We start from the raw sequence: 25,991 nt of genomic DNA on the forward strand, positions 1-25,991 counted from the left end.
ATGGCACCCTGGCTCTGCACGAGTCAGAAAGGAGGCGTCTGGTAACTCTGGCCCCGGACGTATTCACCCCGAAGTGATGAGAATTCAGGCATAGGCTGAGGGCTTACATTGCTTTCCGGGGTGGTTATCTCGATAGTATTCACCAGGATTTGAGCGCCGGCCAGAAGAAACCCGGCAAATCCGAGAATAACCAGCAGGGCAAGGGTGTATGGTGAACGGGGGAATGAGAAATTCATTACACATACCAGGCACTGAATGTGTCCCGGTTTATGATGAGAAAAACGGCCTGCGCTGGGAGCGAGGCCGGTGCAAAAGGGCACTGCGGGTCCATAGCCATATTGCCAAAGAGGCCGTTAGGGGCCTCATTCCTGAGTTAAGATTGCGCCTCATCCCTGCGGCGCATGATGTGACGTCCTGTCCCGGCTGATCCATCGCCTCATCTGTATCCATCATATGCCCTTGGCTTTGGCCGGTCTGTTCGCTAGCGCACCAAGTGTAAAAATATGTAAGTGAGCGGTGGCGACTAGCAGCCTTGTGGACCCCGAATGGGAGACCGGCGTTCAAAGCCAGCGGCGAACCCGTTGCTCATAGGCCCGGAATTCATCACCGAACAATGCCCGCAGGGCCCGCTCCTCAGGGGCAATCTGGAAGTGATTCATATACAGCACAAAAAACACCACTCCCAGTAACCCCCAGCCAGACCCCAAAAACACAGCCCAGGCCAACAACCAGAACGCAAATCCCACATACATCGGGTTGCGGGAATACCGGTAAATACCGGAGCTGACCAAAGCTGAACTGGCCTCGGGCGTGCGAGGGTCTACCGTGGTTTTGGCGCGCCGGAAGGCAACCACGCCAGCCACGGGGAACAGTGTGCCAACAACAAACAGCACACCAGCGGCAACCCTGCGGAAGGTGTCTTCCAGCGGTACAGGTAAAGTCGCGGTAGAAATGCACCACATGGCGGCACCGACAATAAGCACCAGGAGCAGGGGAGGGATGCGTTTTTCAAGCATGGAACGATAGGCCTATGAATTGGATTGGTAACGGATCAGATTCACCTCTGTTGCCACCAGCTCTTCCCGGGGCAGTTCACACTCTTTATCGTTTTTTCCTTCCGCCAGATTGTCTCGCCCTGATGCAGGTTTTCTCTCCAGTCTTCCGTCACCTCAATACAAAAGCCGGGCAAATCGGGGAGCTGCTTGATGTAGGTTCTTGGATAACCCTCGGGCTTTTCACCAACGATGGCAGAATCCGGATTATTCAGATTGACGGCAGGTTGCTGCGATACGCAACCGGCAAGACCTAAGCCGAAAAGTACGATGAGAATGCGCTTCATTGGACCAACCCTGCATCCTGACGTACCTGATCCATAATCCGCTGGTTGCCAAGGGTTTCATCAACCCCGGTTGGTACGATATGAACCTGGGAAACGATGTCATCGGGATCAGCCTGCATGAACCACTGAGACGTGGCGACGGTGAGAGGCTTTTCTACCAACAGGTGCTTGCCGACCCCTTCGGCTTTTATTGCCCCGGCGAACTTCTCTGCGATCCGTCCTGGCCCAATAAGGCCCCAATTGAAATCCATGTTTGTCTCCGCAAAAAAACCTTACGAGTCGGCTTCGTAACTGATCAGATCCACGGGCAGCGCGGCAGTGGCCGCGCCAGGAGGTGCCGAACTCCAGCACCAGAGGGCCCCGGGTCTGTTGAACTTCCTGCAGCTGGGGTGCTTCGGTTGTGTACTTCGACGTAAAACCCGTGAGATCTCCAAGTGTTAGAGCTGTGACTTCATAGGATTGCGTATCTGGCTTGGCAGTCGTTCACCGATTGACGGGTTTGGGGGGCAAATAACGACCTGATTCGGTAATCAACTTCCAGACATCCGGGCGGCGCCGGAGGATCCCATTGATCAGGGATTCCGCTTCGGTGAAGGCGGGCCGGCGGAGGCCGTGATACTCCATTACGGGCCCGACGTGATCAAACTCCACACCAAACCGCTTTAACAGACGCAATTGAGCCGGCTCCATTACCGCCATCCAGTGTGTGACATTGTGTTTGACTGACATCCGCAGGATAGCGGCGAACAGGCCCAGGCTGATATAGGGCATGGCGCGCCTGCCGCCCTCGGCATCGGCGTAGGAAGTCTGATCAGTAACACCAGTGGGTGATTCCTGTTCGTTGAGGCGCCGACGAAATTCCCGACTTACCGCCATTCTGGAAATCTCGGCCATGTGTTGCCGGGGAGTCGCCGCCATCGTTTCCTGGGCTTGCTGGCTCATTCTGTGGATACAGGGCCCTTCCATTGGGAAGTCTGACTGCTCCGGGTTATCGCCCGCCAGAACAAGTCGAACAACCGCGACGCTGTCTCCGCTTCTCCGATGCCGGATCAAGGCATGAGCCGAGCGCAGATCGTAAGCATCATGCTCCCTTTTGTCGGGAAATTGCATCGGGTCTTCAAAGGCTCTGTCGATACAGTAGACCTGGAACCGGACTTCAAAGACTTTATTGACCATTTCCTCGGTGGTGGCGACCTCAATCTCGAAAAAGGACTTGAAGATATCGCTGAGGTTCTCGGTTTTCCCGGAGGCTGTTTGATTTTGTCCATCGTTATGAAATGGAGAGTATGCAGGCATTGAGCTAGTCCTCCAATCCGTCCCTGCGGGAACTCTTGCCCCGCATAGGTCATGTCGATTGAAAGTCCGCCGGAACAGCCAGGGGCGGGCTATTGGGTACCCAGGTAAAAAGCGTAGTTGAAGTTTGTGGGCTAAGCCATTCTGTCAGTGGACTTCCCCCGATACGCATGACACGCCCCAGCCCCAAACGGAGGCCATTTCAAAGGCCTCGAACCGGTGTAACTCGTCAGCCAGGATTACGTACGTTGCCGTTTCAGCCGGTACATGTTGTCATCAGCATGGTTCAACAGGGTGTCGGCGTCCTCCCCGTCCGCTGGATAACAGGCCACGCCGATGCTGCAGGACGGCGTTTTGATATTGCCGAATTCGGCACCCAGGGGCGCGGTTACGGCAGCGATGATTTCCTCGACCTTCCTGGAAACGGCTTCCGCCGACTGGATGTCCGTCAACAGCACAGTGAATTCATCGCCACCCATCCGGGCCACCGTGTCCGTCTCTCGAACGCAGCCTTCCAGCCGTCCGGCAATCATGCAGAGCACTCGATCACCCATGGCATGTCCATGGGTATCATTGATGTCTTTGAAGTCATTGAGATCCAGAAACAGCAAGGCAAGGCTGCTGTGGTGACGACGGGCTGTGCGCATGGCCGATTCGAGTCGATCATGGAACAACGATCGGTTGGTAAGCCCTGTCAACGGGTCGTGATGGGCGAGGAAACGCAGTTTATCCTCTGCCTGCCTCAATGCCGTCACATCCCGTGCCACACCGATCCGCACACCTTCCTCTTCGGATAAACGGGCAGACCAGAGGATGTATACAATAGTGCCATCTCTGTGGATGTAACGGTTACAGAAGTCATTGTGGGACTGACCGTCCATAACTCGAACAATGGACGCTCGTGTGGTCCCCAGGTCATCTGGATGCACATAGTCGGTGATCAGCGTGCCCGTCAGCTCATCGGCACGATACCCGAGCAGTCCCTCACACGCATCGCTCACAAAGACGATCTGGTCGTCCTGATCGACCACGAAGACAGCGTCCAGCAACAAATTGGTCAGCTTGGGGAAAAGCGCGTTCAGGTCAACGGGCATAGTTCAGGGGGATTTGGTGATTCATATAGGTCAAGTATAGTCCAGCCGGTCCAACAGGTTGTCGTAAAACTGCCTCTTGCAACATAACGCTCGGCACACTTGCCGGTTGGGACCTCTAAACCAACGCCCCATTAACAATAGCTCGCAATTCCTGACGGATCGGATAGGTCGATGAGGGGATCAGTTGCGTCATGAAGATCACCACCAGCTCCTCCACAGGATCGATAAAAAAGTTGGTACTCGCGAGGCCACCCCAACCATACTCGCCAACCGATCCGTTGATCTGGGATTTGGCGACGTCAGTCTTTACCGAAAAGCCCAGACCGAAGCCACTTCCGGCATAAGGTGTTTCGCTGAACGCACCGACAGAGAGGCCAGGCAGGTCCTGGTTGCCGGGTAGATGATTGCGACGCATGAATTCCAGAGTCTTTCGGCCAATAATCCGCCGCCCGCCAAACTCGCCGCCCTGAGAGAGTGCCTGGGCAAAGTGGAAATAATCGTCAATGGTGGACACCAGCCCGCCGCCGCCAGATAGAAACGTCCTTTTGTCCCGGAAAGGGGACGTCTGCGGATCGTCCTGCAGCTTGATCTGATCGACAGGATCGTACTGATAGCAGGCGGCGAAACGGTCAAGCTGATCGTCACGAACATGGAAGCCGGTGTCCGGCATGGCCAAAGGCTCAAAGATATGCTCGCGCAGATACTCATCAAACGGCTTATCAGCCAGCAACTGCACCAGGTACCCCAGCACATCCGTGCTGACTGAATAGTTCCAGGCTGTACCCGGGGAGAATTCCAGCGGTAGTTCTGCCAGGTGACCGACGAGCGCTTCCAGAGTCATATTCCGGCTGCCATCCAGCTTCAGCTCCCGGTAGGCGGCGTCCACGTTGGTGCGGTTCATGAACCCGTAGGTCAGGCCTGACATATGGGTAAACAGGTCGCGAATGGTCATGGTGCTGGTTGCAGGTGCGGTCAGGAAGTTGGGATAGACACCGCTTTTGTAAACCCGCAGGTTCTTCCAGGCCGGAATGTACTTGTGTACGGGATCATCCAGCAAAAACCGCCCCTGCTCATAGAGCTGCATCATGGCGATAGACGTAATCGGCTTGGTCATGGAATAAATGCGGAACACCGTATCCCGGCAGACCGGCTTGTCGCGCTCCACATCCATCAGCCCCTGAGCTTTCAGATAGGCAATTTCCCCACGCCGGGCCACCAGTGTCAGCGTGCCGGGCAATTTCCCCGGCTGGATATAGCGACGGTCAAGATGGTCTTCAATGTGAAGAAGGCGGTCTGGCGAAAGGCCGGTAACCGGTTTGGATTCCGTCATAGTGATTACAACTCCAGCACGAGATTTCTGCCACCAAGAAAAAGCACCCAAACCGTCACCGCCGCCCAGTGAATGATTACCGGAACCCAGACACGCAAAGAATACCAGAGCACTGATTACGGAGAGAAGCTTCCCGCAGACCCCTGGAAGTCAAAGGCCTCTGGCTCTCAGGATACGAGCCTGATGGGTTTTGTAGGATCGAAGTCAAGCCAGTGACTGTCCTCAATTTTGCCGTCTGCTTCCTCGACGTCCTTGCCTCCGTGATCGCGAATCAGCTCCGCTACCTTATCCTTTTGCTCACGATTGAGCTCTGCGGCGACGTGCAGCCCGGATTTTCGGTCAATCACCGGCTCTTCTTCTTTGGCGGTATCTGCGCCGGATTCCGGCTTATCGTCTGTTTTGGTAACGGCCCCGGTTAACGATCCGGTATACGCGCCGACCCCAGCGCCGATAACCGAACCGACCGGCCCGCCGGTGGATCCGATGGCAGCTCCCGCCGCCGCACCCGCGCCGGCGCCGAACCACGCGCCTTTGCCTGCTTCTGACGCGCCGGGAGAGTGATTCTCATCGCCGCCGAAAGGCAGAATTTGGTGCTGTCCTTCAGGATTGACAAAAAAGACCGAAACCTTCCTTTTTGAAATCCCGGCGTGCTGGAGCGCTTGAGTGAGCTCCTCAGCTTTGTCCTGGTCTTCTAAACGACCAGCAATTATGAAAGCCATAAGCAATCCTCAGTTGTGCTAGCGTAAATATTGACTAGCCTGTCACCATTAAAGGTAGCAAAAGCTAAATAGCTTGCTTTGTCAAAGAAGCTAGTTGTGGCCTCTTCAATGATGTCCAGAGACTTACGAGATCAATATAGCGGCAGATCATGCTTTATCAGCCAGGCCCGAAAAGGCGCCGCCGAGTTCTCGAGTTCGATCTGGGTCAATCCCAATTGTTCGGGCCGGGCGGGGTGAGTCTGGCCGTAGAGCTGCTCTGCAATATTGCCGTCGGCAAAGCCGGCACGATTTGCAGTTTCTTGAGGTGCGGCAAACACAGTGCGGGGAATACGAGCCCAGTGAGTGGCAGCCAGGCACATGGGGCAGGGCTCGCAGCTTGCGTACAAGGTAGCTTCCGGCATAAGCGCGTTCCCCAGCATTTTGCCTGCCATGCGTATTGCTGCTACCTCAGCGTGGGCGGTAGGGTCGCAATCCAGCTTTGCCAGGTTACCAGCCTTGGCAATAACCTTGCCATTGAGAACCACCAAAGCGCCAAAAGGGGCTCCGCCTTCGTCGACCGATTCCATGGCCAGTTGAACGGCTTGCTGGAGAAAGGCTTTGTCAGTGTCGTCGGTCAGGGAATGGCTCACGTTCGGCCTCTCCTCACTGTTGGGTCTTGCTTGTGGACGATCATTACAAAGTAGTGCTGTTCTTGGTTTCAATCAATCGTTCCTTTCCCAGGTTAGGCCGGTTTAATGGCTAGCAACGTCATCGATGGGGGCTGCGCCCGGTGATAGCGACATTTTCGGATGCGCCGATAGTGAAATCCTCTCGGTAGTGTTTGGGAGAGGCGCCCACGTAACGTCTGAACAGCCTCCGAAAAAATGCCAGGTCATCGTAGCCAACGGCGCGACTAACCTGTTGGATTGTTTGCTGCTCGTTTTCCAGCAAATGCCGCGCGGCATTGATTCGTAAGCGGTGGAGATAGTCGGTAGGTGTTTCTCCGGTTGCGACCTTGAAACGCCGGGCGAAATTGCGCGGGCTCATGGCCACGGACTCTGCCAGATCGCTTATCCGGACTGGCCCATTGTAGTGTTCGAACAGCCATTGCTGGGCTCGTCGGATCAATCTGTCTTCATGAGACACTGCCGGGGGATTGGCAGCGTACCCGGCCTGCCAGACGCGGGGCGTTTCCAGAAGCAGGGCCCTCGCAGTCTGGATGGCAACCCTATGGCCGCATAGCTTTTCTACGAGGTACAGGCTGAGATCCACAGAGGCGTATACGCCGCCGCTGCAAAGCAGATTGTCACTCTCGGTCAGAAACCGTTCCGGCTGCCAGAGAACCCGCGGGTACCTTCGGCGACAGGCATTGACGACGCCCCAGTGAGTCGTTGCGGGCCGCTCATCCAGGAGGCCGGCTTCGGCGAGCAACGAAACGCCGGCACAAACGCCAGCGATTCTGATGCCTCTCGCATGCCATTTTCGCAGCCAGGGGTAGAGTGGTTTGTTTGCGAGGCAAGCGGACTCCAGGTCTGTGCCCACGGCAGAGACGATTATAAGATCCGTGGAATCCACCTCGTCGAGCCTACAGCCGGGCTCCAGGTTCAGGTTCACGGCGGTGGACACCTTTTTGCCATCCTGGGAAACGGTGCGCACCCTGAAACGCGGTTCGACCGGCAGGCCTCGCATGGAGTTCCAAAGCACGCCGGCTGTGCTGAACACCTCCACCGGAGCCACGGCGGTCGACGGCATTCCGCCCTCGACCAGAACGACGGTGACATCAATCATCCTGCACCCCGGAAGTCCGAAATGTCCCTTTATTGTGGCGCAGCCGCCACTACGCGAAAAGGTGCGAATAGCAAATACTTTACCCAATTCGTTTGATGTTGGATCCAAGAGCGGATCCTCAATGGGGCGCAATTTCCAAAGGCCAGGAGGTGCAGATCATGAGCACGAGGACCTACAAAGGAAGCTGTTTCTGCGGTGCGGTTGAATTGACTGTCAGCGGCGAGCCCGAGGCTATGGGTTATTGTCATTGTGACTCATGCAGGCATTGGTCCGCGGGGCCCGTAAACGCCTTTACTCTGTGGAAGCCGGACGCAGTCCAGGTCACAGGGGGGCATGGATAACATTGTTTCGTATCACAAGACACCGAAAAGCTATCGCAAATGGTGCAAGAGCTGCGGTGGGCATATTCTTACGGAGCATCCGGAACTTGGCCTGACCGACGTGTACGCGGCGATCCTGCCAGAATTGCCGTTTACGCCCGGTGTTCATGTGTACTATCAAGAAAAAGTGCTGAGGGTGCACGACGGGTTGCCAAAGTTCCGGGATACCCCGGAAGACATTGGTGGATCTGGACTCACAATGGAAGAGTAAGCCCGGGCCAAAGACAAGCTCACGGTGAAGCCGCCAGGTTAAGGGCTCCGCCGCGATGGGCTTCGGTTCGCCCGCCATGGCGGAGTCAGTCAGAACCAGGGCCGCGAGGGCGGCGATGGTGGCAGATTTGCTCAGTGTACGGAACATAAGAACATCTCCTGTTTGCTGGTATTGAGAACAGACTCACGGGCCGTCGAGCGCTACAACTGGTCGATTCGCCAGTCGGTTGTCACCTTGGTGCCGCCTTTGAGGGTTTGGAACACCACGCAACAGCCCTCTGCACCGACCATCAGTGCTTTCATCGTTTTCTGGTCGGTTTCCGCGGGAACTTCCAGCCGCACATCGCAGTGCATGCGCTGAAAGCCAACGGGAACCGTCATATCCACCATGAGTGCACCCCGAACATCGGCACTGGCAGTCGCTGTGACTTCGCTGTCGATGAGGGTTATCTCGAGCCGTTCGGCAACCAGACGAAGTGTTGAGTGCAGGCAAGCGGCGAGGGCCGAGCACAGAAGGTCGCCCGGATTGGGGGCGTCGTGGTCGCCGCCCACTGCGCGGTGGATTCCGTAAGGCTGGAACCCGCCATCGTTGTTGGCGGGTTCCACCACACCGTGAATCGCGTCATTGTGGCTATCGGGCAGCGCCCGGGCGTGGTCGGTAATCCAGGCATCCCCTGGTGCCTCTCGGTAATGCCGTCCCAGGGACTGCTGGCGTTCTACGATGGATGATTCATTCGCTACGAACATAGCTGCTGCTCCTCTGCTGACTTGGCTACAGGATCAGCATAGGCAGGGGAGGCGTCGTATTCATGAGGTGACTGTCCCGGTTGGCCTGAACGAAATCGCGAAAAACGGGACGATAGTCCCGGGGAACAAGCTGACGGATTTTCCGGAGATCACTCTAAGCCGAAGCCGGCGTTCCGGGCTTCAATTACCAGTTCGGGGCGAGATGAAACGGCCAATTTACCGCAGATATTGCTGACGTGGTTGCGTACGGTTTTCGGTGCCAGCGACAGCGCGCCGGCAATGGCCGCATTCGACCGCCCCCGTGCGACATGGTCCAGCACAACCCGCTCGCGGCGGGTCAGATCATGAAAGCCCGCGACAGATGTCACGTCTTCACCGGGTTCATCGGCAAGGAACCGGCGCAGCTCCTCGATGAAAATCCGCCACCCCGGGTCCCGGGGTTGGAGAATATGGTTCCGGCCCTCCAGCGGTAGAAACCGGCAATGGGGAATCCGCCCGGCCAGGTCGCGCCCGGCCTCAAATGGCACCATGGAGTCGCCCTTGACGTGTGCCACCAGGGTCGGACAATGCACCTGTGGGAGCAGTTCGCGTATATCGATCTCGTGAAATCCGCGCCACAGCCGCGCCGCCATGGACGGATCGGCCGTCAGACGCTGCAGTTCGTCCCACCAGCTGATCTGATCCGCCGCATCAGAGGGAGAAAGCAGGCGGGCGAACACCTCCCGAAAGGCGCCGGTTCTCCGGGCCCAGCCGACTTCGATCATGCGCGCCAGAGTTTCGGCCTCTTCCACGCGATAGCCCGCCATACCTTCGGTAAAGGCGCCGTGCGCATAGGGATTGTAAAGCACCAGGTGCGTGACCTTTTCCGGGTGCCGTACCGCATAAAGCACCGCGATGGCGGCGCCCTGGCACACACCGAGCATCGGGAATTGCCGCCAGCCGAGGCTGTCGACCACCGCCTCCACGTCGCGAACCCAGGCTTCCAGGGTTTGCCCATTCACGTGTCTGTCGGACAGACCCGAGCCGCGAATGTCAAAACGCGCCAGCGTGTGATTGCGCGTCAACTCCTGCAGCCAGTGGCGCCAAACCGGGCTTTCAAGATCATGTTCGATGTGGGTCATCCAACCGCCGACACGCAGCAACGGCCGTCCACGGCCGGAGGTAGCGTAGGCGATGCGCACATCATCCTCTGTGGTACAGAAACCGATCCGCTGTCTCATACCAGTAGCCCAATCGTGTATACCAGGCAGTATAGCTGCCTGGCCCTGCTTCAGTGGTATCCAGCTGTCCTATCTCATTTTTTATGCAGCGCCCTGTAGCGTTCCTCCAGTTCGGCACGAATGGCGCGGCGTTCCTTCCCGTTGGCAAATCGCCGGATCTGATCTTCGGTACGTGGAACCAGCTGGGGCACGGCGACGGCTTTGCCGTTGTCATCAACCGCCACCATGGAAAAAAAGCAGCTGTTGCTATGGCGAACCAACTTGTCGCGAATGTTTTCGGTGACCACTTTGATGCCGATCTCCATTGAGGTACGGCCGGTGTAGTTCACACTGGCAAGAAAGGTGACCAGCTCGCCCACGTGGATGGGTTGGAGGAACATCACCTGGTCGACGGACAGGGTAACGACATACGTCCCCGCGTAACGGCTGGCGCAGGCATAGGCGACCTCATCCAGATACTTCAGCAGGGTGCCGCCGTGCACATTGCCGGAGAAATTGGCTTTGTCCGGCGTCATCAGGACGGTCATGCTCAGGCTTGTTGAATTGTTTTGCATGGCGCTTCTCTGGTGGTTTGCTATCCAGTATAGGCGCCGGGGAGCTGGCAGGTGGCAGTACTTTTTAACCGGCCTAGAAAGTCACCAGATCCACATCCGCTGACTGGGTGCGTAACGGCACCAGGGCACCAGCGTTTCCGGCTAACGCAGTTGGCTGTCTTTGCTGCCACGGCGATTGATGCCGCCTGACTGGGTTTTCTGTTTTTCCAGAGCGGACTGGCATTCGACGCAAAGCCGGACGCCCGGAATCGCTTTGCGGCGGGCCTCCGGAATAGGGCGGTCACACTCCTCGCATTCCGTGGCGCTCTCGCCCCGGGTCAGCTGGCTGCGGGCTCGCTGAACCTCATCCTCAACGCTTGCGTCAATCTGATCCTGAACCGCACCATCACGTGACCATCCACCTGCCATAGCGCCCTCCGATATTTGACGAACCCATGTCTGGATGCCTGATTTCATAACAAGGTATCATTTGGGTCCTGATGCTCAAACGTTCCCTGCGACTTAACGAGGAAACATCATGCCGTCTGACAACCAATATACACCTGAATCCATAACGCCGGAGGAGGTAGCCCATAGCCCGGGCCCCTTGTTGTTAGAGTTTGGCACCAACTGGTGTGGCATCTGCAAGGCAGCGCAGCCAGACATAAAGGCTGCTATGGAAAGCTATCCCGGGGTTGAGCACGTGAAGATAGAGGATGGAAAAGGGCGCCGGCTGGGCCGGACCTTTGGTGTGAAGTTGTGGCCGACACTGATCTTCCTGAAGGATGGGCAGGAAATCACCCGCCTTGTGCGCCCTGACCATCGCGAGGATATCGAAACCGCACTGGCGCAGATCTAAGATCGCTGACGACTAGTCGATAGGGCCTTTATTGATAGTGGATAAAGGTATATTCACATCGAAGATCTGTCCTCGAACCTCATTGATTCCCAACTCTTTCAAGCGAGCTGAATGCATTTTTAAGTAAGCATTAGCGCTTTCCTCATCTTCAAACAGGTAAATGCCTCCAGCGAGTTGATCTTTTCGACTTTCGGTCCAGATTTTCCAAATGAAACCGGGCTCATTGTTAATTGACTCAGCCAAGCCTGCCAGCTTTTCTGCCAATTCCTCGCCAAATGGGCCAGTAAAATCGAAATCCACTTGTAACAATTTCACGATCTTTCTCCCATTATCTCGCGCAAAGACTGCTCAATCTGACCACCACAGTAGGCGTTACCCACTTCCCGCCGCTGATTGTCCAGAAAAGCACCTATAGAGGGGCGGCTTTCCATACGTTGGCAGAGGTTCGCCACCCTGGGGGCGTGGTGTTCCAAATCCCTGGCAAGTTCCGGAAAGCTGTGAACCAGGGAGCCGAACAGTGCAGCAGTCGCAATATCGGCCACCGTGAGCCTGGTGCCCAGTAGATAGCCCGTGTCCGGCTTGAGGGAATGCGCCTGACCTGTCTTTTCAAAGATGGTCATCCAGTCGGCCAGACGATGGGCCCGGAACTCCTTCCATGTGTCCTCCTCCCACATCACCATGCCATTGTGGTTGGTGATTTCCATGAGAACATCGTTGCAGTCCAGAATTACTTTCAGGGCCAGGGTGTGTTGCTCAGCTTCGTCGGGAAGAAGATGATACGTCTTCGCCAGATGCATGAGAATTGCCGGCATCTGGGCGAACCAGAGCTGGGCCCTGCAGTCGTAAAGATACGGTGGTGCCATCCCGGGGTAAAGGAGGGTTAGGTTGCTGTCAGGATAGACCTCGCTGGCATCCAGTTTCCGATAATCCGCCCGAACCTCCTCCAGCAAAAGCTGGATAAAATTGCCGCGAAAGGGCAGGTCCCAGTAATAGAGTTCGTAGTCCGGCATAGTCGTCCTCCCGTAATGGTAAGTAAATGGGGGAACTGCTGTCTGGAGTTTAGCGTTACAACTCCAGCACAAGATTTCTGCCACCAAGAAAGAGTACCCAAATCGTCACCGCAGCCCAGTGAATGATCACCGGAACCCAGATAGACTGGGAAAGCACATAAGCATAGCCGCAGGTGACACCCATAGCGCCTACGATAACCAGAAACCACGGATTCAGGAACAGAGAAATGGCCGTGGGGTTAAACGCCAGCGCATTGAACGGATGCCACACCACGAATACCAGCGTGCTGATTGCCACACTCCAGGCAGCCTTTACGTGCCCCGACGCCAATATGTTTCGCGGTATGAGTACGCCCCTGAAGAAGGCCTCTTCGAGCAGCGACGGGAACACAAACAATAGGATGGGTAGCACGGGCGTGAGCGACGAATCCAGCCACCCGAATTGAAATAAACCGGCGGCGAAACCGACAGCCACCGCTATGATTGCGAACACTGGCACCAGTGCCGAGGCCTTCAGCGGGGCCTGGAAAGGGGAGGCCAGAAAACTCTGGCCCAGGTTGTTACTGAGGTACCTTCCAAGCGTTGCTGAAATCATAGAGTTGCGAATTTACAAAATCGCTTAAATAAATCTAATTAACAGGGCAAGCAGAGGACAGGTCCAGGTCATCAACAATGTCTTCCCGACCTTCCTCAAATTTCGTGTCGAAGTCTTTAGCTTTCCTAGAGCTCTGCTGTACCTGCTAGCCAATATTCAGCCCCCATGCAGCTTAGCGAAATGGGCGCCCGGAACGTACTACAACTATTTGTTCAGCATTTTTGACTCTGAGATGAGCCATCCACAGGCACAATGTCAAATTCAATGAGGTCGTTCCAGTGGTTAGTCCAGACGCTAAACAATTGAGAGTTATCGGTTTCCATAAGCTGATAGCAAATGCCGAGCTCCGTGTTTACCCATGAGTTCACGAACAGAAGCCCCGGCGGCAGCATGCGACCTTTAAAACTAAACCTCTCGTAAACTGCCTCCATGCAGTTGGGCTTGAAGTGCTCGATTACCATGTATTGTTTCATTGTCATGAGTCTATTTCAGTGCTTAACGCAAAAATAGGCAGCGGCCCGACACAGGCGACCGGTAGAGGCCGCAGACCAGAACGTTCTTGATTGACTGGTTAATTTGCAGGTGCACCACGGCGCCCGCTCCAATACTCAAAGGGCCGAATCAAACCCGGAATTTTTAGGTTGCGCCCACGAAACCCCGCGACTGACAGGGAAACGGTTGCAAGGATGCTCAAACCCATACCGACCAGCATGAGAATATTTTTGAGGCCATCGTCTGAAAGGTAAGGGATGTTTGTACCTGCGTCACGAACCGCAATACGAATCCCTACAGCTAGTGCTGCCAGAAGCATGACGTAAATAAATGTTGATAACCAAAGATCCATGACCTTCAGGAGAGTCATCTTGCTATGGGTGAAATCGAAACGGCGAGCCAATAGCAGGAAAAGGATCACCAAAGGCACGTACAGCCAGAAATAGGTGTAGAAAATGATCAAGCTGACCAATGGCACAGTGCCAGCAATGATGCGTTCTTGAGAGCTTACTTCCATGTACTGACAATCTCCTTCAAATTAACGCTGAAATAGGTGGAGGCCCGACAGGGGCGGCCGGTTGAGGCCGCAGGCCGGAACGAACTACAACAATTTGTGAAGTGATTCCAGGCTATCAGGCCCACCATCCAGTCGAACACACTCGACAGACTCATGCTCCCAAGGGGCAGCGGACTTTGTATGGAGCTGAACAGAAACCCGTGATGTGACAGGTTCATCAAGCAAACCGGCAGGAATCCAAACCATCCCGCTGTCTCTCAGGCTATTGGGAACTGGACTCCCGCACACTGAACAAAAATCGCTTCGGAAACCGCTGGGCTTTTTGTAGGATCTGATGTCACTTTCACCTGACACCCAACGAAAGGCGGTAGCCTGCACAAAGGTAGCAGCATTGGCTGCAGTTCCAGTGGCTTTACGGCACAACGAACAGTGACATTGATAGAGGTTTCGAATCTCCTCTTCAATTTCGAACTTCACGTTTCCGCAGAGACATTCACCTTTCATCGATCAATCCTTAGACACTTAACACCTTGAATACTATGCAGCTTTTAGCGACAGCGAAAAACGGTCGGCTTGATTCACTGGTTAGCCCACGCTGCAATTGTAGCGTTCACGTTTGCGATTAACTCATCAGTGCTGCTTTTCACCTCAGGAAGCACCTCTTGAGTTCCATCGAGTATGTCTTTAGTCAATTTCTTTGTCTTCCTGCCTAATGATTGGGAGACGGCTTCGATGGATTCATCTAAAGTTGGAACGACCGACTTCTCCATGATTTCTAGATTCTTAATTGCGAAGGTGTGCGCTGTCTCATCCGGGCCAAAAGTTACCGGACTACCGTTCACAAAGAGGCCGACGATATCCTTCGACCTCAAAACATAAGCAGAAAGCGGAGCATAGGCCGATAGAGTGGTTATGGCATCAGTGTAGCGAGCAGAGACGTTTGAATCCCAGAGCAAGCCTGCTGGTAGACCCTGAATTATTTCATCAAGATGTTCTCGGGGTACGTTTACATCGCTTCCAAGACGTCGAAGCATATATAGCGCCCCTTTAAAGCGATGCCGGATTTCCAATAACTCGGCTAGTGCTCGACTGTATGCCTTTCTTTTTTCGTTCCGTCTGGCAAAAAAACCATTTGCCTGCCCTACCAGAAAACCTGCAATCGCGGTAATCAAAATCAAAATGGTTTTTCCAACTGCAATTAGATCCAAGTATTCTCCTCCATGGTTAACGCCAAACCCAGCCGAGGAAGGCCGCACCGCGGCCTGACGTCGGCTGGAGTATCGTGTTATATTCTTTGCTCATTTTTTAGCTCGTTAATTATTTTCAACACATCGTTCGATGAAGAAACTGTGGTATCCACTTCTTCCAAGACAGTGTCAAGTACTTTAACCGCTCTTCGTTTTGCTTTATTTAGCTGAATAGTTAGCCGCGGAAGATTTGCAACTGTTTCACGAAATCCTGAAACTCCTTCGATGGTTCCACAAGCCGCATCCCTCATGAATATAAGGCTGTCTTCGAGATCATTAAGGTCGGTTGAATTTTCTTCGCCTTTAAAGTCCACGTAAACAGAGAGTGCCTTACTCAAGGCATCGAATGCCTCTTCTCTCGATCTGGCTGTTAGCCTAATTTGCAACTCCATTATTTCAGAGTAACGTTCCATATCATCACTAGATAGCTTAATTACCCTTCTCGCCTTTTTAGGGTCGCTATGCTCACCAGCCTCTTTTAATGCGTTGATTTCTTCTGTCCTTCGATTAAACTGATGACCTATCTTTTCAGTCGCTTCTGCCATAGCAGCTAATGCTGAAGTCATATCAAACATACGATCTTCATATATCTCAGTGAAATCCAGAAGCCCATATTCATCAATATCATCAAGAGATTCTGTTTCTTCTATTTTCGCAATCTCAAGAGTTTTTGAACTCCCATGATTCACTGAGCTGTATTTTGATGACCATTTTTGTGCCACCTTGCTAAGGTGGGTTCTTAGAAGAGATTCGAAATCCTCTGTATTTTCGAATATCCAGTATAAACTACCTTTTTCTCCGAGTTCAATTTTTAGCTCTTGTATATTTTTGAGTTGCTCATAGTCGATTTTTGATGGTGGTAATGGCTGATCTTTGAAATATACCATAATGTCGACTGAGTTTTTGTCGGAAGCATACTTTCGATAGGCTCTATTAAATTCTTCAAGAGTTCCAGATTTAGCCTTATGCGTTGGGCTACCAACCCTCCCCCAAAACATAGCTATGAATACATCGTATTCGTCATTAATTTGCTCGTTAATGACATCTTGAGAATATGCGCCAATACCTGGGTGTACATCAGTTTCCCACTTAATTAAATCTAAGCGTAGATTAAGATTCTTACTCCAAGTTTTATTAAGCTCATGTACGACCGATTCGAGGGCCTTCCTTTCTTCTGAAACATCTGAAGGAGATGCAACAAATACATTTATGACAGTTTCGTTTCTTGGCATGATGTACCCTTCAAATATAACAGTGATTAGGCAGTGGTAGCATCGCCACGCAAAACGCGACCGCAACGTTACCGCAACTGACGCTCAACTCCTCAAATGCTGATAAAGATAAATAAATATGTAAAAAGTCATCTATAGCCTTCTCTTGCCAGGCATTATTGAAAACCTTCTGTAATAACGAAGCTGTCGCATTTACGCCCATCGTGAAACGGTCAAATGATTCCACCGCCCCAAACAAAAAGGCCCGAAGCATTTACACTCCAGGCCTCCTCATCACTCATCGCAGTCAATCACCTCAACCGCACTTACTATCGCCGCAAGACAGGCAGGTTGCACACCCATCCATCACGATCACCGCCTTGGTGCTGCACTTGCCACACATGGTGGCATTGGGCGGGAAGTCGCTGGCTTTGTCGTCGTTCGTGGCCGTGCTGTGGCTGGCTTCGAACTCGGCGCGCTTTTCGGCGAGGATGCGCTTGGTGGTTTCGCTCATTTCCTCGCTTTCCAGCAGGCCGATGGCCTTCAGGTGCTTCTCGATCACGGCGCCGATTTCAGCCACCAGGGACGGCATGAATACGCCGCCTTTCTTGAAGTAGCCGCCGTTGGGGTCGTACACGCTGCGCAGCTCTTCCACCAGGAAGGTGACGTCGCCACCCTTGCGGAATACCGCAGAGATAACGCGGGTGAGGGCGATGACCCACTGGAAGTGTTCCATCGACTTGGAGTTGATGAACACTTCGTACGGCTGCCGGCTTTCGTGGTCGGTGCCTTCGTTGAGCAGGATGTCGTTGATGGTGATGTACATCGCATGCTCGGCGATCGGCGGCTTGATCTTGTAGGTGGTGCCCAGCAGGAAGTCCGGCCGTTCGATGTATTCGTTCATCTGAACGGGCTTGGTTTCCGCCTGCACCGGTGGCTGGTGCTCGCTGGCTACTGGGTCGGCTTTCTTGACGCGGTAGCCGACGATTTTGTTGGTAATTTTAACTGTCATGGTCTTGTGTCCTGTGTCGGTTTTACCGGATCAATATTTGCCGTAGGTGCCTTCTTTAAGCGCATCGAAGAGGTTGGCGGCGTTGTGGATTTCGCCGTCGTATTCCACTTGCTCGTTGCCCTTGAGGGTCACTTTGCTGCCATCGTCCAGGGTGAACTCGTACAGGGTGTTTTCCAGGTCCTTCTCCTGGACGAGTACGCCCTGGAAGGCTTCCGGGTTGAAGCGGAAGGTGGTGCAACCCTTCAGGCCCTTGTCGTAGGCGTACATGTAGATGTCTTTGAAGTCCGGGTACGCAAAGTCCTGCGGCACGTTGGCGGTCTTGGAGATGGACGAGTCCACCCAAAGCTGTGCCGCGGCCTGGATGTCCACGTGCTGCGCCGGTGTCACGTCTTCAGACGTGGTGAAGTACTCGGGCAGGCGCTTGTCTTCTTCTTCGGAGAAGGGCATGGCACCGGGGTTGACCAGGTGGCGGTAGGCCAGCAGCTCGAAGGAGAAAACGTCGACTTTTTCCTTGGTCTTGCGCCCTTCGCGGATGATGTTGCGCGCGTAGTGGTGCGAGAAGCTCGGCTCGATGCCATTACTGGCATTGTTGGCCAGTGACAGGCTGATGGTGCCGGTGGGCGCGATGGATGTGTGGTGCGTGAAGCGGCCACCTTTCTCGGCCAGCTGTTCAATCAGCTCCGGCTCTACACCGGCAATCTGCTGCATGTAGCGGCTGTATTTGGCGTGCAGCACCTTGCCCTTGAGCTTGTCGCCCAGTTTGTAGCCGTCTTTGGACAGCTGCGGGCACTTGGTCAGCATCTTCGGTGTTACTTCAAACTCGTCGTCCATGATCGGCGCCGGGCCTTTCTCTTCGGCCAGGGCCAGGGACTGGCGCCAGCCTTCTACGGCCATCTCGCGTACAACGTCTTCAGTGAACTGTACGGATTCGGCAGAACCGTAAGGCATACGCAGCATGGCGAGGGTGGAACCCAGGCCGAGGATGCCCATGCCGTGGCGGCGCTTGTAGGTGATTTCGTGACGCTGTTCTTCCAGCGGCAGGCCGTTGATTTCCACCACGTTGTCCAGCATGCGGGTGAAGATGGCCACGACCTTGCGGTACTTCTCGTAGTTGAAGCTGGCCTTGTCGGTGAACGGGTAGTCCACGAACATGGTCAGGTTCACGGAGCCCAGCAGGCAGCTGCCGTACGGGGGCAGGGGTTGCTCGCCGCAAGGGTTGGTGGCGCGGATGTCTTCGCAGAACCAGTTGTTGTTCATCTGGTTGACCTTGTCGATCAGGATGAACCCTGGCTCGGCGTAGTCGTAGGTGCTGGTCATGATGGTGTCCCAGATAAACTGGGCTTTCAGGGTGCGGTAGATCTTGCACGCCACCTTGCCTTCGTCGTTGACCACGTAGCCTTTCTGGATCGGGAAGTCGCGGTATACAAACTGGCTGGGGTCGTTCAGGTCCAGGCCTTCGTCGGCGGCTTCTTTCTCGGTAACGGGGAAAGACAGGTGCCAGTCGTCGTTATTGCGCACGGCTTCGATGAAGTCTTCGGTGATCAGCAGCGACAGGTTGAACTGGCGCAGGCGGCCGTCTTCACGCTTGGCCTGGATGAAGTCGATCACGTCCGGGTGGTGCACGTCGAACGTGGCCATCTGGGCACCACGGCGGCCACCGGCGGAAGACACGGTGAAACACATGCGGTCGAAGATATCCATGAACGACAGCGGGCCGGATGTGGTGGCACCGGCGCCGGCGACGTAGGCACCCTTCGGGCGCAGGGTAGAGAACTCGTAACCGATGCCGCAGCCTGCTTTCAGGGTCAGGCCCGCTTCGTGGTTTTTCTCCAGGATGTCGTTCATGGAATCCTGAACGGAGCCGGACACGGTGCAGTTAATGGTGGAGGTGGCCGGTTTGTGGGCCTCTGCGCCGGCGTTGGAGGTAATGCGGCCAGCCGGGATGGCACCGTGGCGAAGGGCCCAGGCAAAATCCTTCATGTGCTTGGCGCGGTCGGCCTTGTTTTCTACCTGGGCGAGGGCGGTAGCAACACGGGTATAGGTTGCATCGATGTCCTTGTCGACCGGCTCACCGGTCTTGGTTTTGAGTTGGTACTTGCTGTTCCAGATGTCCAGCGAAGCTTCCTGCATTGGAATTTTTGTTATCACTGCCTGTGCTTTAGCGTTCATTACTGCCCTCGAATGTCCGTTATGTCTTTCGATGGCCGCTGCGAGCCGCAGCCGGCCATACCCCATGTGTGTCGCGAAAATGTGCGCAGCCTGGAAGGCTGTTGTGCTTCAGATCCGTTCAAACACTAGATCTGGTGTTTTTCTTGCCCGCTATCCGCACCGGAAAGGGCGTAATAGCGGGGTTTCAGGAAAGAGGGTCACCCGGTTTCCGTGGCCTCTCCGCTTACGGTTCTCCTGTGAGCGGTACTCGAGAGAAACCCTATATATGGGTGAATATGGACCGAGTATAACAGGATATAGTGTTCTGTGAATAAGAAGACAACTATAGAACGTGGCTGATAGCGTAAGAAAATCAATGAAGGAATGCTTGAAAATCGGGAAAGGCCTGTCAAAACGCGATATTGAAGGGTCTTGCCAGAAACCACTAGATGTTGTGGTTAAAAACTGTGCAGGAAAAACCTGAAAAAAAGTTCATGAAGTCAGTTAAATGTGACCGGTGCACGTACCCGTTTTATACCTGTCGTTAAAGTAGTGATGTGGAGTCGACTGTGGTAGTGGCCCACAGGAAGGACAACTACTAAAAAAGGAACATAATAATGAAAGGCCTGAAACGAACACTGCTTGCGCTGGGCATCGCAGGGTTGCCTGCTGCCGCAATGGCAGACATAGTCATGCTGGATGACAGCACGATGGGCAATATCACCGGTCAATCCGGTGTGTCCATTGAACTGGAAACCAAAATCAATATTGACCGCTTTATCTATACCGATGAGGGGTCGCTGACTGTCAGTGATATCAGTATTGGCGGTGCCGAGCGCACTGACTTCTTTGGCTTCAATGGCCTGGGTGGCCCGGATGCCAACGACCTGCTGGATAATATCCGCATCGACATCGATGTTCTTGCCGACGGTGATGCCGCGATCAATATCCAGCCACAATACTTTAATGCTGTCGATTTCCGCATCACCTCTGGTGCCTGGGAGTTGTGGGGCCAGAGTGGCCAGAACACCGCCCTGATGGACAACCTGTTCATTGAAGGCGTTCTGGGCCGTGGCTCGATTCATGTCGACACAGACACCGACGTTATGCGGGTACGCTCGGCGTTCGCCATTGAGGTGATGGACTTCGATGTGCCCTTTGCGGCGATTGGCGTCCGTGGGCTGTCGCTGACGGGTGCGGATTACGACAAAACTTTCCCCAGCGTGCTGGACCTGTTTGCCGAGGTGGATCTTTATGTCTACCACGGGATGAGTGCAGACGGCGGGTCGTCCCTGGCGATCGATATGCCCAGCTTTGCTGCGGATATCGGCATGCAGGAGGTGATTGTGGGGCAGGCTTCGATTGGCCAGATCTTCATTGATGACCTGGCGATCACTAATACCCAGATGCGGATATACGGCCACTAATGCCCAGTTGTCTGCGGGGCAGATGGTATGCCCCGCAGATCCTGTGACAGGTTGCGGGATCAGCCCAGCAGCAGGCTGTCGTCGGTAATTTCCAGCCCGCGCTGTTTCTCGAACAGCTCCAGCAGGTCCTTCACTTCCAGGCCTTCCCGGTCCTTGCCGGCAATATCGAACACCACCTGGCCCTGATGCAGCATCACCGTGCGGTCGCCGACTTCCAGCGCCTGTTTCATGCTGTGGGTGACCATCAGGGCGGTGAGCTTCTGCTCCTTGATGATCTGGGTGGTCAGTGCCAGCACGAAGGCCGCGGTTTTCGGGTCCAGCGCGGCGGTGTGTTCGTCCAGCAGCAGGATGGCGGAGGGTGTCAGGCTGGCCATCAGCAGGCTTACGGCCTGGCGCTGGCCGCCGGAGAGCAGGCCCATCTTGTCGCCCAGGCGGTTTTCCAGACCCAGGTTGAGTGAGGCCAGGCTGGTTTTGAACTGGTCCAGGTAGCGGGCTTTGACCGCGGCACTCAACCCGCGCCGTTGGCCACGTTTGATGGCCAGTGACAGGTTTTCTTCGATGGTCAGGCCTTCGCAGGTGCCTGCGAGGGGGTCCTGGAAGACTCGCGCCACACTGCCCGCCCTTTTATAGGTAGGCAGCTTGGTGACGTCCTGGTTGTCGACGATGATCTTGCCGCTGTCGACCATCACTTCGCCGGCGAGGGCGTTGAGAAAGGTGGACTTACCGGCGCCATTGCTGCCGATAACGGTGACAAACTCGCCCTGGTGAACGGTCAGGCTCATGCCGCGCAGGGCGGGGTTTTCCAGGGGCGTTCCCTTGCCGAAGGTCAGTTTCAGGTCGGTTGCTGTAATCATGAGTCCCCCTTCAGGCCTTGTTGCGGGTAAACCGCGCGGCAACGGACGTGCGGATACCGGGTAACACAATGGCCAGAGTGACCAGTACCGCGGTAATGAGGTTCAGGTCCTGGGCCTGCAGGCCCAGGAAGTCCGCGTTCAGTGCCAGGGCAATGGCCAGCCGGTAAATGATGGCGCCGATCACGCAGGCGATCAGGGCCCGGACAACGCTGGAGGGTGTCAGTACGGCTTCACCACCAATCAGCGAGGCCAGGCCAATCACGATCACCCCCACGCCCATGGTGACGTCTGCCGCGCCCTGGCTCTGGGCGAACAGAGCGCCTGCCAGGCCCACCAGGCCGTTGGACAGGGCCACACCCAGCACGATCATGGCGCCGGTGGCGATGCCCTGGGCCCGGGCCATTCTCGGGTTGGCGCCGGTGGCGCGCATGGCCAGGCCGGTTTCGGATTTCATGAAGCGCCACAGTAATACCAGGCCCACCAGAACCACCAGGGTAAACAGCAGCACAGGTACCTGGTGGTATTCCAGGTCCAGGTTGTACCAGGGGGTGAGTACGGTTTCTTCGGTCAGCAGGGCAATGTTGGGCCGGCCCATAATCCGCAGGTTCACCGAATAGAGCGCAATCATGGTGAGGATAGAGGCCAACAGGTTGAGGATGTTGAGCTTGACGTTGAGCAGTGCCGTCACGGCACCGGCGCCCATGCCGGCAATCACCGCAGCGCCGGTGGCCAGCCAGGGGTTCACGCCCTCGATGATAAGGACTGCAGCAACAGCAGCGCCCAGGGGGAAGCTGCCGTCCACTGTCAGGTCCGGGAAATCGAGCACGCGGAAGGAGATGTAGATACCGAAGGCGACCAGGCCGTAGATAAGGCCGGTTTCTATGGCGCCGTAGAACGCAATATTGCTAAGCATGGGGAAGGTTCACCGTAAATGAAAACGGGCAGCCCTTGTGAGGCCGCCCGTGAACAGTGTGTTATTGGTCGCTGTTTACGACTTCTTTCGCGTCACTGATCAGGTCGTCGGACAGGGTGATGCCCATACGTTCTGCAGCAGCCGGATTCACGAACAGTTCCAGGGTGTCGACCGACTCCACGTCCATGTCGCCGGGGTTGGCGCCTTCCAGGATGCGGGCAACCATGGCGCCGGTCTGGCGGCCGTGGTCGTAGTAGTCGAACCCGAGTGCGGCAACGGCACCGCGGCCAACGGTCGCCGTGTCTGCAGCGAATACCGGGATGCTGGCGCGCTCGCCTACTGAAATCACCGCCTCTACGGCGCTGATCACGGTGTTGTCGGTGGTCAGGTAGATGGCGTCTGCCTTGCCGACCAGGGAGCGGGCGGCACCAAGTACTTCGGAGGTCTTGGTAGCAGCAGCTTTCACCAGTTCCATGCCGCGGGCGGCCAGGCGTTCTTCCAGCAGCTCCACCAGCGCTACGGCGTTGGCTTCACCGGGGTTGTAGACAGTGCCGATGCGCTTGGCATCGGGAACCACCCGTTCGAGCAGGTCCAGATGGCTTTCAATAGGCAGCATGTCGGTTACGCCGGTAATGTTGGCGCCGGGGGCCTTCAGGCTTTTGACCAGTTTCGCGCCTACGGGGTCGGTGACTGCCGAGAACACCACCGGGGTCTTGCGGGCAGCAGCGGCCATGGTCTGCGCGGATGGGGTGGCGATGGCAACGATTACGTCGGGGCCTTCCCCTACAAACTTGCGGGCGATCTGTGAGGCGATCGCGGAGTTGCCCTGGGCGCTTTCGTGCATGATGCGCAGGTTGTCGCCGTCTTTGTATCCCTTCTCTTCCAGTTCGTCCCTGACTCCCTGGTACACCGCGTCCAGCGCCGGGTGCTCCACAATCTGGGTGATGGCAACCACACGTTGGTCATCCGCCTGGGCCATAGTAGCCAGTGCCAGCAGGGCAGTGCCCAGCAGCGTGCGCAGAATTCTGTTGGCCATAAGCCGGTCTCCCGAGTCAGTTCAAAATGTGCGGCGCGACCTGAGTGTTCTCCGAGTGTCGAACGCCCGTTTAATAACGCGGCGGGAGTTTATCACAGGCTATTGGCTTGCGGGGTAAGGGAAGGTACCTTATTGGTCAATTTCAGGGGGATAACCTGACGTTAGAATAGGTGTGATGGGGAATAGTTTTATTTACATCACGTTTTGACGGGTAATGTTGTGTTGAAATAGGCTACTAAAGTCGAATACGCAAAATCCCTTACAAAAATAACCCGATAATTCGAATAACACACTGCAAGGAAGGTTCATGGACACCACTAACAAGCTCCCCCTGGATATGCTCTATCACTGGGAAACCGCCAAGGCGGACACCCTTTACATGACGCAGCCGATCGGCGACGGCAAAGTTGTTGAATACACCTGGAAACGCGCCGTGGACGAAGCCCGCCGTATGGCGTCGTACCTCAAATCCCTGAACCTGCCGGAGAAGAGTCGGGTAGGGATTATCTCCAAGAACTGTGCCCAGTGGATTATGTCGGACTGGGCCATCTGGATGGCGGGCCATATTTCCGTACCGCTGTATCCCACGCTGAACGCGGATACCGTGAACTACATTCTCAATCACAGTGAATGTGAGGTTCTGTTCGTCGGCAAGCTGGACGACTGGGACATGATGAAGTCCGGCGTGCCGGAGAGCGTACGTTGCGTGTCTTATCCGCTGAGCCCGCCCAATGATTTTGAAACCTGGGACGACATTGTAGGCAAGTTCCCGCCGCTGGAAGAGAACACCCACCGTGATGCCGATGAGCTGGCCACCATTGTGTACACCTCAGGCAGCACGGGGCGCCCGAAGGGTGTCATGCTGAGTTTCGGCAACATGGCCTTTGCTGCCGAAGGCGGCATGGAAGTGCTGAAGGTTGGTTCTGACGAGCGCATGCTTTCCTATCTGCCGCTCGCTCACGTCTTTGAGCGTACCTTTGTGGAACTGGCTTCCCTGTATGCCGGGTTCCAGCTCTACTTCGCCGAGTCTCTCGATACCTTTGTGCAGGACCTGCAGCGGGCACAGCCCACGCTGTTCCTCTCGGTTCCGCGTCTGTGGGTGAAGTTCCAGCATGGGGTGCTGCAGAAGCTGCCCAAGGAAAAGCTGGACAAGCTGCTGAAGGTGCCCCTGCTGAACAGGCTGATCAAGAAGAAGGTGCTCAAGGGCCTTGGCCTGAGCAAGGTCAAGCTGGCGGGCAGTGGTTCCGCGCCGTTGTCCCATGATGTGCTGGACTGGTACCGCAACCTGGGCCTGGAGTTGCTGGAAGGCTACGGCATGTCCGAGAACTTTGCCTATTCCCACATGAACAAGCCGGGCCGTTCGCGCACCGGTTATGTGGGTGAGGCTCTGCCCGGGGTGGAGGTGAAGATCAGCGATGAAGGCGAGATTCTGGTCAAGAGCCCGGCGACCATGATGGGTTATTACAAGGATGAAGAAAAAACCCGTGAAGCGTTTACCGAGGATGGCTTCCTGAAAACCGGTGACAAAGGCGAACTGGACGAGATGGGCCGCCTGAAAATCACCGGCCGCATCAAGGAAATCTTCAAGACCAGCAAGGGCAAGTACATCGCCCCGGCGCCGATCGAGAACCGCCTGATGTCCCACGAAGCTATCGAGATGGTGTGTGTTTCCGGTGCCAACCAGACCCAGCCCCACGCGCTGGTGATGCTGGGCGAGGAAATTCGGCCGAAGATGGCTGACGAGGCGTTCCGTCGGGAAATCGAGGAAAGCTTCAAGAAGCTGATCACCGATGTGAACAAGACGGTGGACCCCCACGAGCAGCTGGCGTTTATTACGGTGGTCAGTGACGAGTGGTCCATCGAGAACAGCTTCCTGACGCCGACGCTGAAGCTCAAGCGTAATGTGGTTGAGGATGCCTACGGCGAAAAGGTCGATAGCTGGTACGCCAAGCGCCAGCCGGTCATCTGGCAGTAAACCGACGTAAGTCGCATAGGGAAAGCGTTGAAACGGGCATAAAATGAGGTCATATTCAGGAGG

General features: G+C 55.4%; 31 protein-coding genes and 1 pseudogene. 4 read left to right on the forward strand and 28 right to left on the reverse strand.

Annotation, left to right across the window (positions count from 1 at the left end):
• Nucleotides 1-23: 23 nt before the first annotated feature.
• From QPL94_RS16830 to QPL94_RS16875, 10 genes are all read right to left on the reverse strand, one after another.
• Nucleotides 24-236: a hypothetical protein gene (locus tag QPL94_RS16830; RefSeq protein WP_285358957.1), complete on the reverse strand. Its 213-nt coding sequence runs from the start codon at nucleotides 234-236 to the stop codon at nucleotides 24-26.
• A gap of 324 nt (nucleotides 237-560) precedes the next feature.
• Nucleotides 561-1,016, reverse strand: a complete 456-nt coding sequence (locus QPL94_RS16835; protein WP_285358959.1) for a methyltransferase family protein — start codon at nucleotides 1,014-1,016, stop codon at nucleotides 561-563.
• A 41-nt stretch (nucleotides 1,017-1,057) separates the two neighbouring features.
• The gene (locus tag QPL94_RS16840; protein WP_285358960.1) at nucleotides 1,058-1,339 is read right to left on the reverse strand and encodes a hypothetical protein; all 282 of its coding nucleotides are present in this window, start codon (nucleotides 1,337-1,339) and stop codon (nucleotides 1,058-1,060) included.
• Nucleotides 1,336-1,590, reverse strand: coding sequence for a hypothetical protein (locus QPL94_RS16845; protein ID WP_285358962.1), 255 nt, complete (start codon nucleotides 1,588-1,590; stop codon nucleotides 1,336-1,338). The genes QPL94_RS16840 and QPL94_RS16845 overlap by 4 nt, the downstream gene beginning before the upstream one ends.
• Before the next feature lie 232 nt (nucleotides 1,591-1,822).
• Nucleotides 1,823-2,635 (reverse strand): PEP-CTERM/exosortase system-associated acyltransferase, encoded by an 813-nt coding sequence (locus tag QPL94_RS16850; RefSeq protein WP_285358964.1) that lies wholly within the window; start codon nucleotides 2,633-2,635, stop codon nucleotides 1,823-1,825.
• A gap of 236 nt (nucleotides 2,636-2,871) precedes the next feature.
• Nucleotides 2,872-3,726 (reverse strand): sensor domain-containing diguanylate cyclase, encoded by an 855-nt coding sequence (locus QPL94_RS16855; RefSeq protein ID WP_285358966.1) that lies wholly within the window; start codon nucleotides 3,724-3,726, stop codon nucleotides 2,872-2,874.
• Between the two features lie 115 nt (nucleotides 3,727-3,841).
• The gene (locus tag QPL94_RS16860; protein ID WP_285358967.1) at nucleotides 3,842-5,056 is read right to left on the reverse strand and encodes a serine hydrolase domain-containing protein; all 1,215 of its coding nucleotides are present in this window, start codon (nucleotides 5,054-5,056) and stop codon (nucleotides 3,842-3,844) included.
• A gap of 167 nt (nucleotides 5,057-5,223) precedes the next feature.
• On the reverse strand, nucleotides 5,224-5,775 hold the full coding sequence (locus QPL94_RS16865) for a glycine zipper domain-containing protein (protein ID WP_285358969.1): 552 nt from the start codon (nucleotides 5,773-5,775) through the stop codon (nucleotides 5,224-5,226).
• 131 nt (nucleotides 5,776-5,906) lie between these two features.
• Nucleotides 5,907-6,404: a nucleoside deaminase gene (locus QPL94_RS16870; RefSeq protein WP_285358971.1), complete on the reverse strand. Its 498-nt coding sequence runs from the start codon at nucleotides 6,402-6,404 to the stop codon at nucleotides 5,907-5,909.
• Nucleotides 6,405-6,522: 118 nt separating this feature from the next.
• Entirely contained in the window at nucleotides 6,523-7,542 is a 1,020-nt protein-coding gene (locus QPL94_RS16875) for a GlxA family transcriptional regulator (RefSeq protein WP_285358972.1), read from the reverse strand.
• A gap of 158 nt (nucleotides 7,543-7,700) precedes the next feature.
• Between QPL94_RS16875 and QPL94_RS21420 the strand changes: the two are divergent.
• A pseudogene (locus QPL94_RS21420) lies at nucleotides 7,701-8,133 on the forward strand (GFA family protein).
• A gap of 200 nt (nucleotides 8,134-8,333) precedes the next feature.
• On the opposite strand, the gene QPL94_RS16885 reads toward QPL94_RS21420, so the two are convergent.
• The 4 genes from QPL94_RS16885 to QPL94_RS16900 all read right to left on the reverse strand — a co-directional run bounded on the left by QPL94_RS16885 (nucleotide 8,334) and on the right by QPL94_RS16900 (nucleotide 11,061).
• On the reverse strand, nucleotides 8,334-8,879 hold the full coding sequence (locus QPL94_RS16885; protein WP_285358975.1) for an OsmC family protein: 546 nt from the start codon (nucleotides 8,877-8,879) through the stop codon (nucleotides 8,334-8,336).
• Between the two features lie 149 nt (nucleotides 8,880-9,028).
• Entirely contained in the window at nucleotides 9,029-10,099 is a 1,071-nt protein-coding gene (locus QPL94_RS16890) for an alpha/beta fold hydrolase (protein WP_285358976.1), read from the reverse strand.
• Between the two features lie 74 nt (nucleotides 10,100-10,173).
• The gene (locus tag QPL94_RS16895; RefSeq protein ID WP_285358978.1) at nucleotides 10,174-10,653 is read right to left on the reverse strand and encodes an acyl-CoA thioesterase; all 480 of its coding nucleotides are present in this window, start codon (nucleotides 10,651-10,653) and stop codon (nucleotides 10,174-10,176) included.
• 141 nt (nucleotides 10,654-10,794) lie between these two features.
• On the reverse strand, nucleotides 10,795-11,061 hold the full coding sequence (locus QPL94_RS16900; protein ID WP_285358980.1) for a DksA/TraR family C4-type zinc finger protein: 267 nt from the start codon (nucleotides 11,059-11,061) through the stop codon (nucleotides 10,795-10,797).
• 109 nt (nucleotides 11,062-11,170) lie between these two features.
• Here QPL94_RS16900 and QPL94_RS16905 point away from each other — a divergent pair, with 109 nt between their 5' ends.
• A complete protein-coding gene (locus tag QPL94_RS16905; RefSeq protein WP_285358981.1) occupies nucleotides 11,171-11,491 on the forward strand; it encodes a thioredoxin family protein in 321 nt (106 codons plus the stop codon).
• A gap of 12 nt (nucleotides 11,492-11,503) precedes the next feature.
• Here QPL94_RS16905 and QPL94_RS16910 read toward each other — a convergent pair whose 3' ends face one another.
• The 11 genes from QPL94_RS16910 to QPL94_RS16955 form a co-directional block, all read right to left on the reverse strand.
• On the reverse strand, nucleotides 11,504-11,806 hold the full coding sequence (locus QPL94_RS16910) for a monooxygenase (RefSeq protein WP_285358983.1): 303 nt from the start codon (nucleotides 11,804-11,806) through the stop codon (nucleotides 11,504-11,506).
• Nucleotides 11,803-12,501, reverse strand: a complete 699-nt coding sequence (gst, locus tag QPL94_RS16915) for a glutathione transferase, Atu5508 family (RefSeq protein WP_285358984.1) — start codon at nucleotides 12,499-12,501, stop codon at nucleotides 11,803-11,805. Before gst ends, QPL94_RS16910 begins: the two co-directional genes overlap by 4 nt.
• A gap of 55 nt (nucleotides 12,502-12,556) precedes the next feature.
• Nucleotides 12,557-13,096 carry a CPBP family glutamic-type intramembrane protease gene (locus tag QPL94_RS16920; RefSeq protein ID WP_285358985.1) on the reverse strand — a complete coding sequence of 180 codons (540 nt, stop codon included), beginning with the start codon at nucleotides 13,094-13,096 and terminating at the stop codon, nucleotides 12,557-12,559.
• 212 nt (nucleotides 13,097-13,308) lie between these two features.
• Nucleotides 13,309-13,575, reverse strand: a complete 267-nt coding sequence (locus QPL94_RS16925; protein WP_350310645.1) for a DUF3303 domain-containing protein — start codon at nucleotides 13,573-13,575, stop codon at nucleotides 13,309-13,311.
• A 92-nt stretch (nucleotides 13,576-13,667) separates the two neighbouring features.
• Nucleotides 13,668-14,105, reverse strand: coding sequence for a hypothetical protein (locus tag QPL94_RS16930; protein WP_285358986.1), 438 nt, complete (start codon nucleotides 14,103-14,105; stop codon nucleotides 13,668-13,670).
• Nucleotides 14,106-14,189: 84 nt separating this feature from the next.
• Nucleotides 14,190-14,609 (reverse strand): GFA family protein, encoded by a 420-nt coding sequence (locus QPL94_RS21425; protein WP_350310646.1) that lies wholly within the window; start codon nucleotides 14,607-14,609, stop codon nucleotides 14,190-14,192.
• A gap of 74 nt (nucleotides 14,610-14,683) precedes the next feature.
• Nucleotides 14,684-15,313, reverse strand: coding sequence for a hypothetical protein (locus tag QPL94_RS16935; RefSeq protein ID WP_285358987.1), 630 nt, complete (start codon nucleotides 15,311-15,313; stop codon nucleotides 14,684-14,686).
• Nucleotides 15,314-15,390: 77 nt separating this feature from the next.
• Nucleotides 15,391-16,584: a DUF4062 domain-containing protein gene (locus tag QPL94_RS16940; RefSeq protein ID WP_285358988.1), complete on the reverse strand. Its 1,194-nt coding sequence runs from the start codon at nucleotides 16,582-16,584 to the stop codon at nucleotides 15,391-15,393.
• A 10-nt stretch (nucleotides 16,585-16,594) separates the two neighbouring features.
• Complete coding sequence (locus QPL94_RS16945) at nucleotides 16,595-16,837, reverse strand: hypothetical protein (protein ID WP_285358989.1); 243 nt, start codon at nucleotides 16,835-16,837, stop codon at nucleotides 16,595-16,597.
• Between the two features lie 42 nt (nucleotides 16,838-16,879).
• Nucleotides 16,880-17,575: a TSCPD domain-containing protein gene (locus QPL94_RS16950; protein WP_285358990.1), complete on the reverse strand. Its 696-nt coding sequence runs from the start codon at nucleotides 17,573-17,575 to the stop codon at nucleotides 16,880-16,882.
• 30 nt (nucleotides 17,576-17,605) lie between these two features.
• Entirely contained in the window at nucleotides 17,606-19,744 is a 2,139-nt protein-coding gene (locus tag QPL94_RS16955; RefSeq protein ID WP_285358991.1) for an adenosylcobalamin-dependent ribonucleoside-diphosphate reductase, read from the reverse strand.
• 596 nt (nucleotides 19,745-20,340) lie between these two features.
• On the opposite strand from QPL94_RS16955, the gene QPL94_RS16960 reads away from it, so the two are divergent.
• Nucleotides 20,341-21,150 (forward strand): DUF6160 family protein, encoded by an 810-nt coding sequence (locus QPL94_RS16960; RefSeq protein WP_285358992.1) that lies wholly within the window; start codon nucleotides 20,341-20,343, stop codon nucleotides 21,148-21,150.
• A 59-nt stretch (nucleotides 21,151-21,209) separates the two neighbouring features.
• Here the strand turns inward: QPL94_RS16960 and QPL94_RS16965 are convergent, their stop codons facing one another.
• The 3 genes from QPL94_RS16965 to QPL94_RS16975 all read right to left on the reverse strand — a co-directional run bounded on the left by QPL94_RS16965 (nucleotide 21,210) and on the right by QPL94_RS16975 (nucleotide 23,953).
• Nucleotides 21,210-22,004 carry an ABC transporter ATP-binding protein gene (locus QPL94_RS16965; RefSeq protein ID WP_137434202.1) on the reverse strand — a complete coding sequence of 265 codons (795 nt, stop codon included), beginning with the start codon at nucleotides 22,002-22,004 and terminating at the stop codon, nucleotides 21,210-21,212.
• 10 nt (nucleotides 22,005-22,014) lie between these two features.
• On the reverse strand, nucleotides 22,015-22,917 hold the full coding sequence (locus tag QPL94_RS16970; RefSeq protein ID WP_285358993.1) for an ABC transporter permease: 903 nt from the start codon (nucleotides 22,915-22,917) through the stop codon (nucleotides 22,015-22,017).
• Nucleotides 22,918-22,978: 61 nt separating this feature from the next.
• On the reverse strand, nucleotides 22,979-23,953 hold the full coding sequence (locus tag QPL94_RS16975; protein WP_137434204.1) for an ABC transporter substrate-binding protein: 975 nt from the start codon (nucleotides 23,951-23,953) through the stop codon (nucleotides 22,979-22,981).
• 307 nt (nucleotides 23,954-24,260) lie between these two features.
• Between QPL94_RS16975 and QPL94_RS16980 the strand changes: the two genes are divergently transcribed.
• The gene (locus QPL94_RS16980) at nucleotides 24,261-25,928 is read left to right on the forward strand and encodes an AMP-binding protein (RefSeq protein WP_285358995.1); all 1,668 of its coding nucleotides are present in this window, start codon (nucleotides 24,261-24,263) and stop codon (nucleotides 25,926-25,928) included.
• Nucleotides 25,929-25,991 lie beyond the last annotated feature (63 nt).

The organism is Marinobacter sp. SS13-12 (assembly GCF_030227115.1).
Taxonomy (GTDB): domain Bacteria; phylum Pseudomonadota; class Gammaproteobacteria; order Pseudomonadales; family Oleiphilaceae; genus Marinobacter.

Bases quoted from the DNA above. Each gene is read 5' to 3' on its own strand.
- QPL94_RS16890 (WP_285358976.1), bottom strand. From the start codon at position 10,099: ATGAGACAGCGGATCGGTTTCTGTACCACAGAGGATGATGTGCGCATC.
- QPL94_RS16955 (WP_285358991.1), bottom strand. From the start codon at position 19,744: ATGAACGCTAAAGCACAGGCAGTGATAACAAAAATTCCAATGCAGGAA.
- gst (WP_285358984.1), bottom strand. From the start codon at position 12,501: ATGCCGGACTACGAACTCTATTACTGGGACCTGCCCTTTCGCGGCAAT.
- QPL94_RS16965 (WP_137434202.1), bottom strand. From the start codon at position 22,004: ATGATTACAGCAACCGACCTGAAACTGACCTTCGGCAAGGGAACGCCC.
- QPL94_RS16875 (WP_285358972.1), bottom strand. From the start codon at position 7,542: ATGATTGATGTCACCGTCGTTCTGGTCGAGGGCGGAATGCCGTCGACC.
- QPL94_RS16900 (WP_285358980.1), bottom strand. From the start codon at position 11,061: ATGGCAGGTGGATGGTCACGTGATGGTGCGGTTCAGGATCAGATTGAC.
- QPL94_RS16940 (WP_285358988.1), bottom strand. From the start codon at position 16,584: ATGCCAAGAAACGAAACTGTCATAAATGTATTTGTTGCATCTCCTTCA.
- QPL94_RS16835 (WP_285358959.1), bottom strand. From the start codon at position 1,016: ATGCTTGAAAAACGCATCCCTCCCCTGCTCCTGGTGCTTATTGTCGGT.
- QPL94_RS16830 (WP_285358957.1), bottom strand. From the start codon at position 236: ATGAATTTCTCATTCCCCCGTTCACCATACACCCTTGCCCTGCTGGTT.
- QPL94_RS16855 (WP_285358966.1), bottom strand. From the start codon at position 3,726: ATGCCCGTTGACCTGAACGCGCTTTTCCCCAAGCTGACCAATTTGTTG.
- QPL94_RS16840 (WP_285358960.1), bottom strand. From the start codon at position 1,339: ATGAAGCGCATTCTCATCGTACTTTTCGGCTTAGGTCTTGCCGGTTGC.
- QPL94_RS16850 (WP_285358964.1), bottom strand. From the start codon at position 2,635: ATGCCTGCATACTCTCCATTTCATAACGATGGACAAAATCAAACAGCC.
- QPL94_RS21425 (WP_350310646.1), bottom strand. From the start codon at position 14,609: ATGAAAGGTGAATGTCTCTGCGGAAACGTGAAGTTCGAAATTGAAGAG.
- QPL94_RS16845 (WP_285358962.1), bottom strand. From the start codon at position 1,590: ATGGATTTCAATTGGGGCCTTATTGGGCCAGGACGGATCGCAGAGAAG.
- QPL94_RS16930 (WP_285358986.1), bottom strand. From the start codon at position 14,105: ATGGAAGTAAGCTCTCAAGAACGCATCATTGCTGGCACTGTGCCATTG.
- QPL94_RS16975 (WP_137434204.1), bottom strand. From the start codon at position 23,953: ATGGCCAACAGAATTCTGCGCACGCTGCTGGGCACTGCCCTGCTGGCA.
- QPL94_RS16970 (WP_285358993.1), bottom strand. From the start codon at position 22,917: ATGCTTAGCAATATTGCGTTCTACGGCGCCATAGAAACCGGCCTTATC.
- QPL94_RS16865 (WP_285358969.1), bottom strand. From the start codon at position 5,775: ATGGCTTTCATAATTGCTGGTCGTTTAGAAGACCAGGACAAAGCTGAG.
- QPL94_RS16920 (WP_285358985.1), bottom strand. From the start codon at position 13,096: ATGATTTCAGCAACGCTTGGAAGGTACCTCAGTAACAACCTGGGCCAG.
- QPL94_RS16905 (WP_285358981.1), top strand. From the start codon at position 11,171: ATGCCGTCTGACAACCAATATACACCTGAATCCATAACGCCGGAGGAG.
- QPL94_RS16925 (WP_350310645.1), bottom strand. From the start codon at position 13,575: ATGACAATGAAACAATACATGGTAATCGAGCACTTCAAGCCCAACTGC.
- QPL94_RS16960 (WP_285358992.1), top strand. From the start codon at position 20,341: ATGAAAGGCCTGAAACGAACACTGCTTGCGCTGGGCATCGCAGGGTTG.
- QPL94_RS16895 (WP_285358978.1), bottom strand. From the start codon at position 10,653: ATGCAAAACAATTCAACAAGCCTGAGCATGACCGTCCTGATGACGCCG.
- QPL94_RS16980 (WP_285358995.1), top strand. From the start codon at position 24,261: ATGGACACCACTAACAAGCTCCCCCTGGATATGCTCTATCACTGGGAA.
- QPL94_RS16885 (WP_285358975.1), bottom strand. From the start codon at position 8,879: ATGTTCGTAGCGAATGAATCATCCATCGTAGAACGCCAGCAGTCCCTG.
- QPL94_RS16860 (WP_285358967.1), bottom strand. From the start codon at position 5,056: ATGACGGAATCCAAACCGGTTACCGGCCTTTCGCCAGACCGCCTTCTT.
- QPL94_RS16950 (WP_285358990.1), bottom strand. From the start codon at position 17,575: ATGACAGTTAAAATTACCAACAAAATCGTCGGCTACCGCGTCAAGAAA.
- QPL94_RS16945 (WP_285358989.1), bottom strand. From the start codon at position 16,837: ATGCTTCGGGCCTTTTTGTTTGGGGCGGTGGAATCATTTGACCGTTTC.